This is a genomic window from Candidatus Kinetoplastibacterium crithidii, from assembly GCA_027557655.1.
Lineage (GTDB): Bacteria > Pseudomonadota > Gammaproteobacteria > Burkholderiales > Burkholderiaceae_B > Kinetoplastidibacterium > Kinetoplastidibacterium crithidii_C.
Map to the genome: position 1 here is coordinate 736926 of CP064915.1, position 18322 is coordinate 755247.

Below are 18322 nucleotides of genomic sequence, written 5' to 3' on the forward strand. Positions count from 1 at the left end.
CATGACAAAAAAACCACTACATACACAATTTAATGGAATAAATGAATTACGCAATGCAATCTTACAAAAAGATATTAGTGTATTAGAAATTACAAAAAGTGCTCTAGAAAAAGCCAAAGAATTAGAACACCTCAATATATTTTTGCATTTAGATGAAGAGTTAACATTGCAACAGGCTAAAAATGCAGATAAAAACTCTTCAGATTTATCAAGGACATTAATTGGAATACCAATAGCTCACAAGGATAATATTGCAACGAAACAGTGGCGTACGACTGCAGGTAGCAAAATGCTAGAAAACTATATTAGTCCATTTGATGCTACTATAGTCGAGAAACTAAAAGAACTTGGGAGCATTTCATTAGGCAAGTTGAACTGTGATGAATTCGGCATGGGTTCAAACAATGAAAACTCTGCTTATGGCCCAGTAAAGAACCCTTGGGACATAAAGATAACTCCTGGAGGATCTTCTGGAGGCTCTGCTGCTGCTGTTGCCGCACGTATAGTCATGGCTTCAACAGGGACAGACACAGGAGGATCAATTAGAATGCCTGCTGCACTTTGTGGAGTTTGTGGGATAAAACCAACTTATGGAACTGTTTCAAGATATGGTGTTATAGCATTTGCTTCTAGCCTAGATCAAGTTGGAGTCTTTGCTAACAATAGTCTGGATTTATTGGAAGTAATTAATGCCATTAGTGGCTATGATCATAAAGATTCCACAAGCATTAAAAGGTATTGCTCAGAAGAAATAAAAAATGGTTGGATCAAAAAATCTTTTAACAATATTCAAAATACTTTCAAAAAAAATTCTAGCTCTCCACTAAAAAACATCAGAATAGGTATACCAAAAGAATTTTTTAATATGCCGATGAATGAAGATATATTAAAAACAACTCAAGAAGCAATACATTTATTTGAAAAACTCGGTGCAGATATAATAAATATATCTATACCACATACAGAAATTGCAATACCAACCTATTATATAATAGCCTCAGCAGAAGCATCTAGCAATCTAGCTCGTTACGATGGTGTTCACTATGGCTATAGAACATCAAATTTTAAAAACATAGAAGGAATGATCTCCCGCTCTAGAGCAGAAGGTTTTGGAAATGAAGTTAAGATACGTACATTGCTTGGAACATATTTGTTATCTAAGAATAATTATGAACAATTCTATTTAAAAGCGCAAAAAATACGAAGAATTATACTGAATAGCTTCCAAAAAACGTTCCATACTCAATGTGATCTTATAATGGGTCCAGTAACCACAAAAAATACAAAAAAAATTGGAATAAAGAATATAAATGATACAGACTGGTTAGATGATATATACACAGTAAGTGCTAATTTAGCAGGGTTACCATCAATGTCAATACCTTGTGGATTCAATAAAAGTGATGACTCACACCCTATCGGTTTACAAATTATTGGCAACTATTTTTCAGAACCTCTCATGATAGCAACCTCAGATTGTTATCAGCAAAATACTAATTGGCATAAAAAATTACCAGATAACATATAGGATACGCAAATGAACTCCAAATGGGAAACAACAATAGGTATTGAAACCCATGTGCAACTCTTAACAAAAACAAAAATATTTTCTAGTAGTAATTGCTCTTTTGGTGGAAAACCAAATCAAAATACCGATGAAATAGATATGGCCTTACCTGGTAGTCTACCTGTTGCTAATCTGGAAGCTATAAAGTGTGCAATAAAATTTGGCTTAGCAGTGAATGCAGAAATATCTTGTGATTCAAGATTTGATAGAAAACATTATTTTTATCCAGATTTACCAAAGGGTTATCAAACAAGTCAGTTCTACAAACCCATTTTACAAGGTGGAAACATCTGTTTTTATGAAAACAATGTAAAGAAAAGAGTAAATCTTGTAGAGGCTCATTTAGAAGAAGATGCTGGGAAATTAATACATCAATCATTCTCAACTGGAATCGATTTAAATAGAGCAGGAATGCCTTTATTAGAAATAGTAACACATCCTGAAATTTGCTCAGCACAAGAAGCTGTTGCTTACGCAAAAACATTACATAATTTAGTAATGTGGCTCGGTATATGTGACGGCAATATGCAAGAAGGATCATTTCGTTGTGATGCAAACGTATCTGTGAAACTAAAAAATTCAAAAAAACTTGGAACAAGAACGGAAATAAAAAATATAAATTCTTTTAGATTTCTAGAAAAAGCAATAATATTTGAATACAAAAGACAAATCAACTTATTAGAACAGAATAAATTAGTTATACAAGAAACCAGGTTATATGATTCTGATAAAAATGAAACTAGAAGTATGCGTAATAAAGAAGATGCTATAGATTATAGATATATGCCTGATCCTGATTTACCTATAATATATATAAGCACAGAATTAATAGAAACAATAAGAAAAAGCTTACCAGAATTACCTGAGCATAAAAGGATAAGATTCGAAAAAGAATACAACTTATCAAAATCTGATGCCTCACAATTATCAAGCAATATAAATATAGCTAATTATTTCGAATCAATAGTGCTTGAACTACCAAAAGGCAGTGAAAAAATAGTAGCTAACTGGATGATCGGCGACCTCAATGCCTTTTTGAATAAATATAATAAAACTATAGAAGATATGCCAATAGGATCAAAAACCATAGCTAACATGATAGAAAAAATAATAAATGGTACGTTATCAAACAAAAATGCAAAAGATGTATTTGAAATACTATGGAATAATGAACAAAGTAATATTGACGATATTATAGAGAAGAATGGACTAAAGCAAATTAATGATGACAGTATTATTATTGATATAATAAACTCTGTTTTAACTAATAATAAAAACATAGTAGAAGATTATAAATCTGGTAAAGAAAAAGCTTTCAACTCACTAATAGGCAAAATTATGAAAGAAATCAAAGGGAGAGCTGATCCCTCACAAATACGTCAATTACTTCAACAACAGCTCTATAAAGTTCATTAAAATATTATGAAATTAGTCTATGCCATACGATGATCTATATTTAGATACTTTTTCTGCATGTTCTGCAAAATCTTGATTTTTTTGCACTAAACTTAATATGTTTTCAAGAGAAGCTATACTAATGACCGGCAAATCATATTTACTGGAGATGCTATTCGAAGCAGAATTTCCTTTATCAAAAATACTGGAAATTAAATTAGGTCTTTCCATTCTATCTAAAGCTACTAATACAGCAACTACCTCTGCTCCCTGAGTATGAATGATCTCTATAGACTCATTAACAGAAATACCTGAAGTTATTACATCATCTATAACAACAACTTTACCTTGAATTGGAGCTCCTATTAGGATTCCTTTTTCGCCATGAGTCTTTGCCTCTTTACGATTAAAAGCGAATGGAACTCCTTCATTTATATAATTACTACTTAAGATCATAGATGTTGCTATAACTAAAGGTATGCCCTTGTATGCAGGGCCGAATAGCATATCAAATTGTATGCTTGATTTTTTCAAAATATTTGCATAAAACCTTGCTAATTTTGCTATAGATTTCCCATCATTAAATAAGCCTATATTAAAAAAATATGGACTTATTCTATCTGATTTAGTTTTAAAATCTCCAAATTTCAAAGCACCAATATCTAGTGCAAATTTAACAAAATCTAAAGCTTCATTCTCATCGATAACCATAAAGACCTCTTTTATATTAAGCAAAAAACTTCCTAAACTATTAATATTATTGTAATAATATATACATACTATCATTATGTTCATTCTAACTGGAAACCAAATTGTGTTAAGAATAACTTCTATAAATGTCAATGGAATAAGATCCGCAATTAAAAAAAAATTCCTAGATTGGCTATATGATAAAAATCCTGATATTGTTTGTTTACAAGAAATTAGAATTGCTAATAATAATATCAATAATGAATTGCTTAACCCATTAGGATTCAAAGGTTTTTTCTATCCAGCAGAAAAAAATGGTTATAGTGGCGTGGGCATATATACAAAAAAACAACCAATCAAAATCACTAAAGGATTAGAAGATAAAAATATTGATTCAGAAGGTAGAATTATAAGACTAGACTGGGAAACAATTTCAATTATAAGTGTTTATTTCCCATCTGGTTCAAACAATGATAGACAAATAGCAAAATTAGTATTCTTACAAAAGTTTGAATTATATTTAGCAACAATTTACTCTGAATCTATAATATCTAAACGTAATTTCCTTATATGTGGTGATTGGAATATAGCACATACTCAAATAGATATAAAAAACTGGAAAAACAACATAAATAAACCTGGATTTCTTCCTGAAGAAAGGAATTGGCTCTCTAAAATTTTGAATACCTATAATTTAGTAGATGTTTTTAGAAAACTACATCCACATAAGGAGCAATACACTTGGTGGAGCAATAGAGCAAAATCATGGGAAAGAAATGTTGGCTGGAGAATAGATTATCAAATAGCAAACAGTTCTTTCGCAAATCTTGCAATCTCATCTGAAGTTTATATGAAAACAAGGTTTAGCGATCATGCTCCACTAACAATAGACTATAAAACTGAAATTTAATTGTTATATTAAAAATTACATGATATATTTTCATCATCTAGAATTGTCTAAACTAATGTTTACAAAATCATTGTAATGACAGGCACTTATTATAAGTTACAGATCTTATTAGATCTCATCACTTGATAATTATTAATAATATTTTTTTGAAGTTTTAAAATGCTAACTTCATTTTTCTCATCTATTACTTTCCAAGCCTGGTTTAACGGACTTTTAACCGGCCTCGGATTGTTCGCAGTGGTAGGAGCTCAGAGTGCTTTTATAATTCGTCAAGGATTAATGCGTTCTCATATAATGACAATTATAATTGTTTGTTGTCTAACAGATGCTATTTTCATTTTTTCTAGTGTAATAGGACTAAAGGAACTAATATTACGGGCTCCTTGGTTTAAGGATTTTATCCTTATACTAGGAATAATTTTTTTATCATGTTACTCATGGAAATCTGCAAAAAAAGCATTTAAAAAATCTTCTAATATAGAATCTACAAATTATATAATATATTCTAAACAATCTGTAATTCTAACAACTTTAGGATTTAGTTTATTAAATCCACATTTTTGGCTAGATATGATCTTAATTGGATCATTAGCTAACGTATATGAAAATGCTAGTATGGCCTATGCTTTTGGTGCTTTAACTGCTAGCATATTATGGCTTAATCTTTTAGGATTAGGAGCAAGATTATGTGCTCCTATATTTTCTAAACCAAAAGCCTGGAGAATATTAGATGGTGCCATTGCCATTATTATGATGGCAATGGCTATTCTGCTACTCAAACAATATATTAGTTAGCAATTGAACATATATTGTTTGCAATAGAAATAATTATTAATTTATGAGTAATAAACTAATAAAAAAAAACCTATACAAAGATTTTAATAATCTACATAAAATCTGGAAAAACTGTTTTTTACAAAATAATCTTGAGCAAAATTTCAAAGAAATTTTTAACTATATTGAATCAGAAATAGATAAGGGTGTTCTAATATATCCAGCAAATCCTTTTAGATCACTATACAATGTAAAAAATTTATCAAAAATTAAAGTGGTTATATTGGGACAGGATCCGTATCATAATGAAGGACAAGCGGATGGCTTGGCCTTTTCTGTTCCGTCTAATTGTAAAATGCCACCTAGTCTTATGAATATAAACAAAGAATTAAAACAAGAATATAATAATATTGATTTAGAAACAGCAAAAGATCTATCATTTTGGGCAATGCAAGGAGTATTTTTATTAAATACTATTTTAACAGTGGAACATGGCAAAGCAATGTCTCATGCTAACCATGGATGGGAATTAATAACAGACGCAATTATAAAATTAGTCTCCGCTAATAACTCACCAAAAGCATTTTTATTATGGGGTTTAGCTGCACAAAAAAAAACAAAGCTAATTACAAATAAAATACATCTAATATTAAAATCTAATCACCCGTCTCCATTATCTGCTTATAGAAAACCAATCCCTTTCATAGGTTGTAATCATTTCATAAAAACAAACGAATGGCTGATTTCAAATAAAAAAAAACCAATTAAATGGCTAACATCTAAAAAATGAAATATTACTGTTTGCTTTTATAAAATTCTCCTGATAAAATAATTGCTATTAGAGATAGTATCCAGAATTTAATATTTTTTGGAAATTGTCAACTCGGTAGCTCTGAAAATATATAATATCTAAGCTTTTGCTTGAGTATTATCATCGATTATCTGACCTCCTTTAGCCTTGTAAGTTATAAAATACACCGTAACGAACGGTTGATGGGTCGGCACGATATTGTTACCCTTTCAACTGTTAGCAAATAGATTTTAAGAAAAACTATTTGCTGATGTAACTATATATTAGCAAGGAAAATAAATGTCTTTTGAAAATCTTGGTATAAACGCAAATATATTGAATGCAATCAAAGCCACAGGATTTGAATCACCTACACCAGTACAACAAGCAACAATCCCTAAAGCAATAATGAGACAAGATTTAGTTGTTTCAGCACAAACTGGTAGTGGCAAAACTGCTGCTTTTATGCTACCAATATTACAGCTCTTGTCAGAGAAAAAAGCACAGAATGCTTCAATACAAGTATTAGTGTTAACTCCTACAAGAGAATTAGCTATGCAAATTACTAAAGCAGCCTCTGTTTATGGAAGTAATCTTCCTTGGCTACGTGTAGCTACAATAGTTGGTGGTATGCCATATAAAGCACAAATCAAAGCTCTATCTAAAAGAATTGATATTCTAGTGGCTACTCCTGGTAGATTGATTGATCAAATGCAATCTGGTAGAGTAAATTTGAATAATGTTCATACTTTAGTTTTAGATGAAGCTGATAGAATGTTGGATATGGGGTTTATAGATGATATACAAACGATAGTTGCTGAATTACCTAAAGAAAAACAAACAATGTTATTTTCTGCAACAATAGATAATAGCATTATGAATCTGGCTAAAAAAATGATGAATAACCCAGAGAGGATTAGTCTAAATAATAATAAACAAAGCCATAACAATATAGAACAAAAATTAATTTATATAGATGATTACAAACATAAAATAAAAGTTTTACAGCATTTACTAGGTAAAGAAAATATTGATCAAGCAATTGTTTTCACTTCAACTAAGAGAGGAGCTGACGATTTATCTAACCATTTATCCGATAATGGATTTGCTGTTGCTGCACTTCATGGTGATATGAACCAAAGACAAAGAACAAAAACTCTATCACAGTTACAAAAAAAACAATTACAAATATTAATAGCTACTGATGTAGCTGCTAGAGGGATAGATATCCAAGGCATTAGCCATGCTATTAATTTTGACTTGCCAATGCAAGCAGAAGATTATGTACATCGTATAGGAAGAACAGGCAGAGCTGGTCGCAATGGAGAAGCCCTAACTCTTGCTTCACATGCAGAAAAACACAAAGTTCGTAGAATAGAGAACTATATTGGCAAAAATATTAGTATAGAAGTAATAATTGGTTTAGAGTCTACAAATACTTTTAAGAAAAATATAAAAGAAAGTAGACCTAGAAATCATAGTTATAAAATTGATAATAATAAAAAAACTAGAACATATAATAATACTGCTAAACCATTATTCAATGATAGGACTAGAGAAGATAAACTCTTTTCTTCTAAGACTAATAATGATAACAAAAAAAGAAGTAGTATAAACTTTACAAAAAAACCATCATCTCCAAAAAGCATAAGAAACAAAGGATTCACTACATATAGAGAACACTCAAATAACTTATGATATTAAAAAAACACTCTAATTAATGCAAAGTATAATTTCTACATTATTAAACTCATTAGACGAATACTCTAAACATCACGTTCGTCTAATGAAATCACATTTGATTGAACAAATCAAACAATCCAGAGATTGTATGATATCTTTCGAATCATGGATGGATGAAGCATTATATGCTCCTAATTTAGGCTATTATTCATCCAAAAATAAAATTTTTAGTTCTAAGAATCAAGAGTCAATGAAATATCCAGCAGGAGATTTCATTACAGCACCTGAATTAACGTCAATATTCACAAAAACATTATCCATACAAATAGCAGAAATTCTCAAAAAAACTAATACAAATAAAATTCTCGAATTTGGAGCTGGTACAGGTAAATTATCATATGATCTAATAACAGAATTAGATCATATGGGAATAAAAGTAGAATATGAAATTATAGAGATATCCAGTAATCTTACATTGTTACAAAAAAGAACTCTAGAACCATTTATAAAACGTGTAAAATGGCTTAAAAACATGCCATATGAGTTCAATGGTTGTGTAATAGCAAATGAACTTATAGATGCAATGCCAGTAAAATTGTTTCAATGGAATGAACATAATTGCTTGCTAGAAAAATATGTTGGAATAAACAATAAAGAAGAGTTTATCTGGATAAATAAACCTGCTAATGATAAATTGACAAACACTGTATATAGCAGAATGGAACCATTACCAGGATATGCATCAGAAATTAACTTAATTGGAGAAGCCTGGCTCACAAACATTATACAAAATATTACAAATGGCGTACTATTGATTATAGATTATGGCTTTCCACAAGAAGAACTATATCATCCACAAAGATATACAGGAACCTTAATGTGTCATTTACATCATATAGCTTACTCAGATCCATTTATTGCTCCAGGCATACAAGATATAACAGCTCATGTTAACTTTACAGCATTAGCATCCACGGCTTTAAAAGAGAAATCTCAAATTCTAGGATATACTTCCTTAGCCAGATTTTTACTCAACTGTAACATACTAAAAATATTGGAACAAATGGATCTTTCTTCTGCAAACAAACAGATTGAAATACTAGGTCCAGCTCAAAAATTATTATCAGAGAATGAAATGGGAGAATTATTCAAAGTGCTAGCTATAGGAGTAAACTGGAAAGAAAATGAGAAACTAATTGGATTTAGAAAAAGAGATAGATCAGAAAAATTATTCACAACTCTGAAAAACTAATAATCTAGCTTCCCTAACTAAATTTTTTCTTTTTCTTTGATCGGCTTCCATCAAATAATCTCCTAAATTAATATCTAAAACCTTCTCTAATCTAAACAAAATATCCTGTACATTAATCTTTAATATACATTCACAAGATTTTAATAAATTTATAAAACGACTATATCTTCTAAATGCATCACATTTTTCTAAAATTAAAAATTGATCATTTAAAGAAGTATCTCTCTCTAGCATCTTTAAGATATACGGTAATAAGGTAGCATAAGTTCTACACATAGATTGAACAGCCAAACGCTTACTTAATAAACATCTATCTGCTGTATCCATACATAGGAAGGCATATCTTGTACATAAATCTATTTCATCGGGAATATTTTGTAAAAAATGATTTACACGATTAGACAAAATTAGTTCAGGCATAATTATATCTAGTGCTTCTACTTCCTTTAAGAAATTGAACATGTTTATGGGTGTTTTTACCATAAGTCCTTTGGATATTTCTTTCCAAATACGTTCTTTACTCAAAGATTCTAACTCACCATTTTTCGTCATTATTTTACAAAAATCTATTGTATCTTTAGAAATACTAAATTTATCAAATTTTGCACTAAAACGAGCCAATCTAATTAGTCTTAATGGGTCTTCTCTAAAAGATGGACTTATATGACGTAAAATACCAAACCTAATATCTCTAAGACCATTAAAAGGATCAATAATTTTTCTGTTTATGCAATCATAAGCAATGGCGTTTATGGTAAGATCCCTTCTAAATAAATCATCTTTCAGAGTTATATAAGAATCAACATTAAATTCAAAACCTTTATGTCCGATGGCAACTTTATGTTCTGTTCTTGCTAAAGCGTACTCTTCCTTAGTTATTGGATGTAAAAAAACAGGAAAATTTTTACCAACTTTTTTAAAACCTCTACTCTCCATTTCTTCTGAACTAGAACCAACAACTACCCAATCTCTATCTTCTTGTTGAGGCAAACCCAATAGCCTATCTCTCACAGCACCACCAACAATATAAAATCTTAAACCCTTTGTGAACACATCTTCTTTTATATCAAACATTTCTTTTAAAATCTAATATCTTGTATCATTTAAATTTATATAGTTAAAAACTATAAACTAAAAATAACATTAGGAATTGAGAATGACAATATTAGAAAATAAATATAATAATATTTCTGAAATAATACGGTCTAATTTGAAACAAATAAGATCTAAACTATCAAAAGATGAAATATATATCGGGAGCAAAAAAATAGAATCATTACTATTGGAATGGATATTATCAATAACTAATAATATAAATTTAAAAACAGCTAATGATAAAATAAATCTTGCTGGATTCTGGCCATTAAAATATGAACCTTGTCTTATAGATTTTTTACATATATGTTCCTCAAATCAAAAATTAAATATTTGTTTACCTACAATAGAAAAAATAGATCATGCTCTTTCATTTAAACTATGGACTACTAAAACAGTTATGAAAATAGGAAAATTTAATATTCTAGAACCAGTATCAAATAAATATTTAATCCCACATATACTATTAATACCAACTCTAGGATTTACCAAAAATGGAGATAGAATAGGATATGGAAAAGGTTATTATGATAGAACATTATCAAGCTTAATCGAAAATGGACACAAATTTATCTCTATAGGAATCTCTTGGGAATGTGGCTTAATAACAGATATATCTTATAAAGCAGCTTCTCATGACATAACATTAGATGCTATTTTAACAACAAAAGGATGGGAAAAAGAACCAACTATAAAATTTAAATGAGTCAGTACAATTAATTCTTTTGCCATTACAAGATCTATACTATAAACATAATAATATAACAATAATTATTAAAATAAATAATTATAAAACAGAGCTTTTAAAGTTTTGGATAACCTTCTTTTCTAATTCTATTCCATATTTCTGTCTTTTGTTTATCGGTAAATGATACCCAATGAGAAACCTCATAAACAGTTCTGCCACAACCTTTACAAATATCATCGAATAAGGTAGAACAAACTGCTATACAAGGGGAATCTGACTTCAAAGATATACTATCAAAATGATTTTTTTTATAAGACATAGCTTGTTGTATGATATATCCAGTTATAAACTTTTTCTAAAAATAGTAGTTTGATCAATATTTTCCCAAGTAAACTCTGGTTCTAAACGACCAAAATGACCATAGGTAGCTGTTTTGAAATATATAGGCCTTTGTAATTTTAATAGATTAATAATACTCTTTGGACGAAGATCAAAATTATCACGAACTAGCCTAGACAATTTCTGATTAGGCATCATACATATATCACCTGTATAAACACTAACATTTATTGGCTCAGATATACCTATAGCATAACTAATTTGTACTTGGCATTTTCTTGTTATGCCAGAGGCAACTATATTTTTCGCAATATATCTTGCCATATATGAAGCAGATCGATCGACTTTAGATGGGTCTTTCCCTGAAAAAGCCCCTCCTCCATGAGGACATGCTCCACCATAAGTATCAACGATAATCTTACGACCTGTTATTCCACAATCTCCTTTAGGTCCACCTATAACAAAACGACCAGTAGGATTAATTAAGAATTTTGTTTTATTATTAATAAATTTATCAGGAAAAGATGGTTTGATAATTTCTTCTATCACAGCTTCTCTTAAATTATTTATCCCTATATCTGTAGAATGCTGTGTAGAAAAAACAATAGTATCTACTTCAACTGCCTTACCATCTATATAACGAAAAGTTACCTGTGATTTCGCATCTGGTCTTAACCAAGGTAATCGCCCATCTCTTCTCAGCTCGCTTTGCCTTTGTACTAATCTATGAGAATACCATATTGGAGCAGGCATAAAATCTGGAGTATCATCACAAGCATAACCAAACATTAAACCCTGATCCCCAGCACCTTGATCTAACTCGTCCTCTGCAATTAATCCAATAGCAATATCAGGAGATTGCTGATTATAAGTCATAAGAATATGACAATTTCTATAATCAATTCCATCATCAATATCTTTATAACCTATATTCTTAATGGTATTACGTGCTACACCGACATAATCAACACTCGCATCAGTAGAAATTTCACCAGTTAAAACAACTATATTGTTGCCACATAAAGTTTCAGCAGCAACACGAGCATCAGGATCCTGAGCTAAAATCTCATCCAATATAGCATCTGAAATCTGATCAGCAACTTTATCAGGATGTCCTTCAGAAACTGATTCTGAGGTAAACAAAAAATCTTCACTAATCACAAAAAATCCTTCTAAATTTCTATTTTTATTTAACTTAGCATTAATATTACTAACATGTGTAGCTTTAGATGGTAAAAATAATCATTATTATGATATGAGAATAACAAACAAATATAACATTTTTAAAACTAGATTAATCTAAAGATGTATCATATGTTTAAAAAAATTTTCAAATAGAAATTACTATAATAAAAATTAGCTCATATAGACTAATTCTAATAAGACTTAGAAATTAAAAATAAAATTATTTAAATAAGAATTAATACAAAATATAATTGTTCATATGCTAACTAGAATACCTAAGATAAAAAATATACTTGAAATTTTTAGAACATGTATTATATAAAAGGTGTTGAATAGATACTAACAATTTAAAATATTAAATAAGGTTTAATATGACATATCTAAATTTTACCAAAATGCATGGTATTGGTAACGATTTTATAGTAATAGACTGCATAAATCAAAATTTCAAGATGACAACAGCAATAGCAAAATCTATTGCTGACCGCCATTTTGGAATTGGAGCAGACCAAATCCTATTAATAGAAGAAACTGACCTACCCAATGCACATTTTAAATACAGAATATTTAATTCTGATGGTCATGAAGTGGAAAATTGTGGTAATGGAGCTCGTTGCTTTGTTAAATTCATACATCAAAAAAAACTAAGCGACAAAAACCCCATTATAGCAGAAATAAAAAATGGGTTAATTAGTCTTCATGAAAATTCAGATGGTTCTGTAACTGTCAATATGGGAAAACCTTCTTTTGAACATCAAAACCTACCATTCAACACAGATAATTTGAATTGTACTACCAAATCATTAGAGAAAATATGGGAGATAAAAACTGAAAACAACGGAATAGTCCTCTTGTCTGTATTATCTATATCAAATCCACATGCCATAATAGAAGTTGATAATATCAATACAGATTTAGTGTCTATAATTGGACCAGTCATAGAATCGCATAATAGATTTCCTAATAAAGTAAATGTTGGTTTTATGCAAATAAAAGATCCTCATAATATTCTCTTACGTGTTTATGAACGTGGAGCTGGAGAAACTTTATCTTGTGGTACTGGGGCATGTGCAGCAGTTGTATCAGGTATAAGAAGAGGGTTACTTCAATCACCTGTTAATGTAAAAACTAAAGGAGGATCTATATCAATAAATTGGGATGGAGGTGATATTAGAATGACAGGACCAGCAAATTTTGTATTCGATGGAAAAATAAAATTAGATGAATTATTAAACGAATCTGTTGATACAACTCTGCTATAAAAAACAAAATATCCTACTCTAATTATATGGCTTACAGAAATAGTGAAATAACAAAAACTATAGAACAGTGGTTACTATATTTAAGTGCTAACTTAAGATATTCTAAGAATACTATTGAGAATTATAGAAGAGATATTACACAACTATGCAAAATGCTAGAGTCAAAAGATTTAGACATAAAAGATCTAAGTTCAGAATTAGCTAGAAAATTTATATCACAAAAATATTCTTTAGGACTGGGTGCTAGAGGACTAGGTAGAATGATATCATCGTGGAAAAATTTTTATAGATGGTATTCTTTGCAAAACAATATAAATCTAACTCCACTTAATGATATAAAAACTCCTAAAACAACAAAAGAACTACCAAAATCTATTTCTGTAGATCAAATGAAATCTTTATTGGATAGTAATTTAGATAAAACGAAAGATACAGATCCAATAGCTATTAGAGATCAAGCCATATTAGAATTATTTTATTCAAGTGGATTACGCTTATCAGAATTAATCTCCACAGACTTAAAATATACAAAAAATAAAAACTATACTTCTAAAAGCTGGATTTATATGGATCGTGCAGAAATTATAGTTTTAGGAAAAGGAAATAAACAACGTATCTTACCAATAGGCAAAACTGCTTTATTTAGTTTAAAAAAATGGATAGATGTACGAGACAAGTTTATATCTAATAAAACGAGAGAAGAAGATATTCCTGCATTATTTTTAGGCATAAGAGGCCAGAGAATTTCGCCTAGAGTAATACAAATTCAACTAAAAAAAATATCATTGAGTCTAAATATTCCAGGAAATATATCACCGCATGCTATAAGACATAGTTTTGCTAGTCATTTGCTACAATCATCACAAGATTTGAGAGCTGTACAAGAACTTCTTGGACATAAAAGCATTACTACTACTCAAATATATACAAAATTAGACTTTCAACATTTATCATCTATATATGACAAAACTCATCCAAGGGCAAAAAAATCATAAAATTCTAAATAATATTGACGCAAATTTTTCTATAAAATATGCTTACACTTTTTAAATAAATTAAATAATTGCTACTAAAAGATTTTAATTACATAAAGCATATAATAATTTAATTACTTTCAAACAAGACATACTAATTAATAAGTATGTTTATGTCGATTAGGAACATGTTTATGACCCCAGCAGAAAAATTACAAAGCATTATACCTGTGACAATTATTACAGGATTTCTAGGTGCTGGTAAAACAACACTATTAAATAAAATTTTATCAACAAAACATGGACTAAAATTAGCAGTAATAGAAAATGAATTCGGATCAGAAAATATAGATAATGAAATTCTTGTTCAAAACAATAATGAAGAAATCATAGAATTATCTAATGGTTGCGTATGCTGTACAATACGAGGAGATATGGTAGAAACGTTATCAAATCTTCACAAGAAACTACAAACAAAACAAATAAATTTTGATCGTGTAATAATTGAAACAACAGGATTAGCAGATCCAGGGCCATTATGTCAGACTTTTTTTATAGATGATTATATTGCAAAGCATTACATGTTAGATGCAATAATAACATTAGTAGATGCTAAACATGCTCCAAAAACTCTTGATGAACAAATAGAATCTCAAAAACAGATAGGCTTTGCTGATATCATATTAATTTCTAAATGCGATCTTGTATCAGAAGAAGAATTATTCAAATTAAAAACACGTTTAATTCATATAAATCCAAGAGCCACTATCAAAAAATTATTATTAGACTCTATTGATATAGCATCAATTCTTAACATAAGTGGTTTTAATCTAGACGACATATTAAATATAGATCCACAGTTTTTAAATCAAGAACATCATGAATGTACTGAAAAATGTAATCATCATCACGATGATATTATTTCCTTCACATTTTACAGTGATAAAGCATTTGATTCAGAAAAACTAGAAAAATTCTTATCACAAATATCACAAGAATTTGGTCCTGACATGTTGCGATACAAAGGTATTTTATATATAAAAGGATTAGATAACCGAATTCTTTTTCAAGGAGTACATATGCTAATGGGTGCCGAACCTGGCAAACCATGGAAAAAATCAGAAAAACCAAATACTAAAATGGTATTTATAGGAAGAAAACTGCCTAGAGAATTATTTATACATGGGTTAGAATTATGCACCGTGAAGTAAATAGCATGATAGCTTTAAATTTCTCAATTTATAACAGGTGATAATGGTAATCTATGGTGGAGTATTTATATGACAACAAATAAAATAAACAATATAAAATCTAATACTTTTACAAGTAATATAAATAATTTTAGCGAAAAAGATATATTAGATATGCCTGAAGAAGCATATATGAATGAAATTCAACTTGCTTTCTTTAAACAAAAACTACAATCCTTGGAACAAGAGATTTTATTAAAAGCAGAAGCAACTACGGAATATCTTAGAGAGACACAATTTGTACCTGATCCTGCAGATCGTGCAACTATAGAAGAAGAACACGCATTAGAATTAAAAAGTAGAGATAGAGAGAGAAAACTCTTAAAAAAAATACAAAAAGCTATAGAATTGATTAATAATGGTGAATATGGCTGGTGTGAAGAAACTGGAGAACCCATAGGAATACCTAGACTACTAGCACGACCTACAGCAACATTATCTATAGAAGCACAAGAGCGAAGAGAAATGCGTCAAAAATTATATGGAGAACAATAAAAATATTTATCAAAATAGACAAAAATATAACAAGGATATTCTAATGGAAAATTTTCATGCTACTACCATAGTATGTGTTAGAAGAAAAAATCAAGTATCTATAGGAGGTGATGGACAAGTTACCATGGGTAATATTGTTGTAAAGAGTACAGCCAAAAAGATACGCCGATTATATAGAGATAAAATATTAACGGGATTTGCAGGAGCAACTTCTGATGCATTTACTTTACAAGAATTATTCGAAACAAAACTAGAGAAATATTCTGGTAATCTGACTCGTTCTGCAGTAGAAATGACTAAAGAATGGCGTACTGATAAATTTCTTAGAAAATTAGAGGCTATGTTAATAGTTGCAGATGATACAAAAACTTTTATTCTCACAGGTAATGGAGATGTTCTCGAGCCAGAATATGGTCTAGCTACAGTAGGTTCAGGAGGACCATATGCACATGCCTCTGCTCTAGCATTACTACGAAATACTGACTTATCTCCTAAAGAGATAGTTAAAAAATCATTAGAAATAGCAAGCGACCTTTGCATTTATACAAATAATAATCATATTATTGAAACTTTATAGAATAAATATATCTTGCATAAAAAGGAAACCACGTATTATGCCAATATCAGATCATAGCAACATGACTCCTAAGGAAATTGTTAACCATTTAGACAAACATATCATTGGACAAAACCGTGCAAAACGAGCTGTTGCTATAGCTCTAAGAAATCGCTGGCGTCGTCAACAAGTTATTAAAGAATTACGTCAAGAAATATATCCAAAAAATATTCTTATGATTGGTCCAACTGGAGTTGGAAAAACAGAAATAGCTAGAAGACTCTCTCAATTATCTAATGCTCCATTCATAAAAATAGAAGCAACAAAGTTTACTGAAGTTGGTTATGTAGGCAGAGATGTTGATACTATAATTAGAGATTTGGTAGAAAAAGCTATTAAACAATCAAAAGAAAGTGAAATGGATTCTATAAAAATAATAGCAGAAGAAGCTGCTGAAGAGAGAATCCTAGATATATTAGTCCCACCACCAAATAGGAAAGATGAGGAAGAAAAAATATTAACAGATAACAACAATACTCGTCAGACATTCAGAAAAAGATTAAGAGAAGGGAAACTTGACGAACTTGAAATAGAAATACCAGTTCCTGTCTCTGTCTCAAATTTTGATATAATGACTCCTCCTGGTATGGAAGAAATGGCTGATCAGTTAAAAAATATATTTGCTGGTATTAGCCAAGATAAGAAAAAAAATAAAAAAATGAAAGTTATAAATGCAATGAAGATTATGGTTGAAGAAGAATCTAACAAAAGAATCAATAATGAAGAAATAAAATCCAAAGCAATTACGAATGTAGAACAAAATGGCATAGTATTCTTAGATGAGATTGATAAAATAGCGACTAAACATGGTTCTGATAATATTGAGGTATCTCGTCATGGAGTGCAAAGAGATCTGCTCCCACTAGTAGAAGGAACTACTGTTAACACGCGTTATGGTTCAATAAAAACAGACCATATATTATTTATTGCATCGGGTGCTTTTCATTTATCAAAACCGTCTGATCTAATTCCTGAATTACAAGGCAGGTTCCCTATAAGAGTAGAATTAGACTCCTTATCAATAGAAGATTTTGTACATATACTCAGAGATACCGATGCGTCACTAACCAAACAATATCTTGCACTCATGAAAACAGAAGGTATCGAAATAATATTTACAGAAGAAGGAATAAATAAAATTGCAGAAATAGCATTCTATGTTAATGAGAAAAATGAAAACATAGGAGCAAGAAGATTATATACTGTAATGGAAAAACTTCTTGAAAATATTTCTTTTGAAGCTCCTTCTTTAAAAGATAAGAATATAACAATAGATGCTAATTTTGTTAAAGAACAATTAGGAGATATAGTCTCAAAAGAAGATTTAGCATCTTTTATTCTGTAAATAAAACTTCAA

At 29.7% G+C, this 18322-nt stretch carries 18 protein-coding genes; 14 read left to right on the forward strand and 4 right to left on the reverse strand.

The features are described 5' to 3' along the window. The first annotated feature begins 1 nt into the window (after position 1). Both gatA and gatB read left to right on the forward strand, forming a co-directional pair. Positions 2–1528: an Asp-tRNA(Asn)/Glu-tRNA(Gln) amidotransferase subunit GatA gene (gene gatA / locus I1N47_03455; protein WBF65474.1), complete on the forward strand. Its 1527-nt coding sequence runs from the start codon at positions 2–4 to the stop codon at positions 1526–1528. A 9-nt stretch (positions 1529–1537) separates the two neighbouring features. Continuing rightward, positions 1538–2983, forward strand: a complete 1446-nt coding sequence (gene gatB / locus I1N47_03460; protein ID WBF65475.1) for an Asp-tRNA(Asn)/Glu-tRNA(Gln) amidotransferase subunit GatB — start codon at positions 1538–1540, stop codon at positions 2981–2983. 12 nt (positions 2984–2995) lie between these two features. On the opposite strand, the gene pyrE is transcribed toward gatB, so the two are convergent. Then, positions 2996–3673, reverse strand: a complete 678-nt coding sequence (pyrE, locus tag I1N47_03465) for an orotate phosphoribosyltransferase (GenBank protein WBF65920.1) — start codon at positions 3671–3673, stop codon at positions 2996–2998. A gap of 103 nt (positions 3674–3776) precedes the next feature. On the opposite strand from pyrE, the gene xth reads away from it, so the two are divergent. The 5 genes from xth (at position 3777) to I1N47_03490 (ending at position 9061) form a co-directional block, all read left to right on the forward strand. Continuing rightward, positions 3777–4562, forward strand: coding sequence for an exodeoxyribonuclease III (gene xth / locus I1N47_03470; protein WBF65476.1), 786 nt, complete (start codon positions 3777–3779; stop codon positions 4560–4562). A gap of 159 nt (positions 4563–4721) precedes the next feature. Continuing rightward, on the forward strand, positions 4722–5357 hold the full coding sequence (locus I1N47_03475; protein WBF65477.1) for a LysE family transporter: 636 nt from the start codon (positions 4722–4724) through the stop codon (positions 5355–5357). 43 nt (positions 5358–5400) lie between these two features. After that, on the forward strand, positions 5401–6126 hold the full coding sequence (locus I1N47_03480) for a uracil-DNA glycosylase (GenBank protein ID WBF65478.1): 726 nt from the start codon (positions 5401–5403) through the stop codon (positions 6124–6126). A 300-nt stretch (positions 6127–6426) separates the two neighbouring features. Further along, a complete protein-coding gene (locus tag I1N47_03485; protein WBF65479.1) occupies positions 6427–7824 on the forward strand; it encodes a DEAD/DEAH box helicase in 1398 nt (465 codons plus the stop codon). A gap of 22 nt (positions 7825–7846) precedes the next feature. Continuing rightward, positions 7847–9061, forward strand: a complete 1215-nt coding sequence (locus I1N47_03490; GenBank protein WBF65480.1) for an SAM-dependent methyltransferase — start codon at positions 7847–7849, stop codon at positions 9059–9061. Here I1N47_03490 and I1N47_03495 read toward each other — a convergent pair. After that, a complete protein-coding gene (locus tag I1N47_03495; GenBank protein ID WBF65481.1) occupies positions 9038–10135 on the reverse strand; it encodes a tRNA nucleotidyltransferase in 1098 nt (365 codons plus the stop codon). The two genes, I1N47_03490 and I1N47_03495, sit on opposite strands and share 24 nt — an antisense overlap. An 82-nt stretch (positions 10136–10217) precedes the next feature. Here I1N47_03495 and I1N47_03500 point away from each other — a divergent pair, with 82 nt between their 5' ends. After that, entirely contained in the window at positions 10218–10862 is a 645-nt protein-coding gene (locus tag I1N47_03500; protein WBF65482.1) for a 5-formyltetrahydrofolate cyclo-ligase, read from the forward strand. Between the two features lie 97 nt (positions 10863–10959). Here the strand turns inward: I1N47_03500 and I1N47_03505 are convergent, their stop codons facing one another. Together I1N47_03505 and I1N47_03510 are read right to left on the reverse strand one after the other, a co-directional pair. Further along, entirely contained in the window at positions 10960–11163 is a 204-nt protein-coding gene (locus I1N47_03505; GenBank protein ID WBF65483.1) for a DUF1289 domain-containing protein, read from the reverse strand. 23 nt (positions 11164–11186) lie between these two features. Then, positions 11187–12344 carry a methionine adenosyltransferase gene (locus tag I1N47_03510; GenBank protein WBF65484.1) on the reverse strand — a complete coding sequence of 386 codons (1158 nt, stop codon included), beginning with the start codon at positions 12342–12344 and terminating at the stop codon, positions 11187–11189. 395 nt (positions 12345–12739) lie between these two features. On the opposite strand from I1N47_03510, the gene dapF reads away from it, so the two are divergent. The 6 genes from dapF (at position 12740) to hslU (ending at position 18310) form a co-directional block, all read left to right on the forward strand. Next, positions 12740–13630, forward strand: coding sequence for a diaminopimelate epimerase (gene dapF / locus I1N47_03515; protein WBF65485.1), 891 nt, complete (start codon positions 12740–12742; stop codon positions 13628–13630). Between the two features lie 26 nt (positions 13631–13656). Next, positions 13657–14625: a tyrosine recombinase XerC gene (locus I1N47_03520; protein WBF65486.1), complete on the forward strand. Its 969-nt coding sequence runs from the start codon at positions 13657–13659 to the stop codon at positions 14623–14625. A gap of 152 nt (positions 14626–14777) precedes the next feature. Then, complete coding sequence (locus tag I1N47_03525) at positions 14778–15815, forward strand: GTP-binding protein (protein WBF65487.1); 1038 nt, start codon at positions 14778–14780, stop codon at positions 15813–15815. 69 nt (positions 15816–15884) lie between these two features. Next, the gene (dksA, locus tag I1N47_03530) at positions 15885–16349 is read left to right on the forward strand and encodes an RNA polymerase-binding protein DksA (GenBank protein ID WBF65488.1); all 465 of its coding nucleotides are present in this window, start codon (positions 15885–15887) and stop codon (positions 16347–16349) included. A gap of 43 nt (positions 16350–16392) precedes the next feature. Beyond that, on the forward strand, positions 16393–16926 hold the full coding sequence (hslV, locus tag I1N47_03535; protein WBF65489.1) for an ATP-dependent protease subunit HslV: 534 nt from the start codon (positions 16393–16395) through the stop codon (positions 16924–16926). Positions 16927–16963: 37 nt separating this feature from the next. Continuing rightward, the gene (hslU, locus tag I1N47_03540) at positions 16964–18310 is read left to right on the forward strand and encodes an ATP-dependent protease ATPase subunit HslU (protein WBF65490.1); all 1347 of its coding nucleotides are present in this window, start codon (positions 16964–16966) and stop codon (positions 18308–18310) included. Positions 18311–18322: the final 12 nt, after the last annotated feature.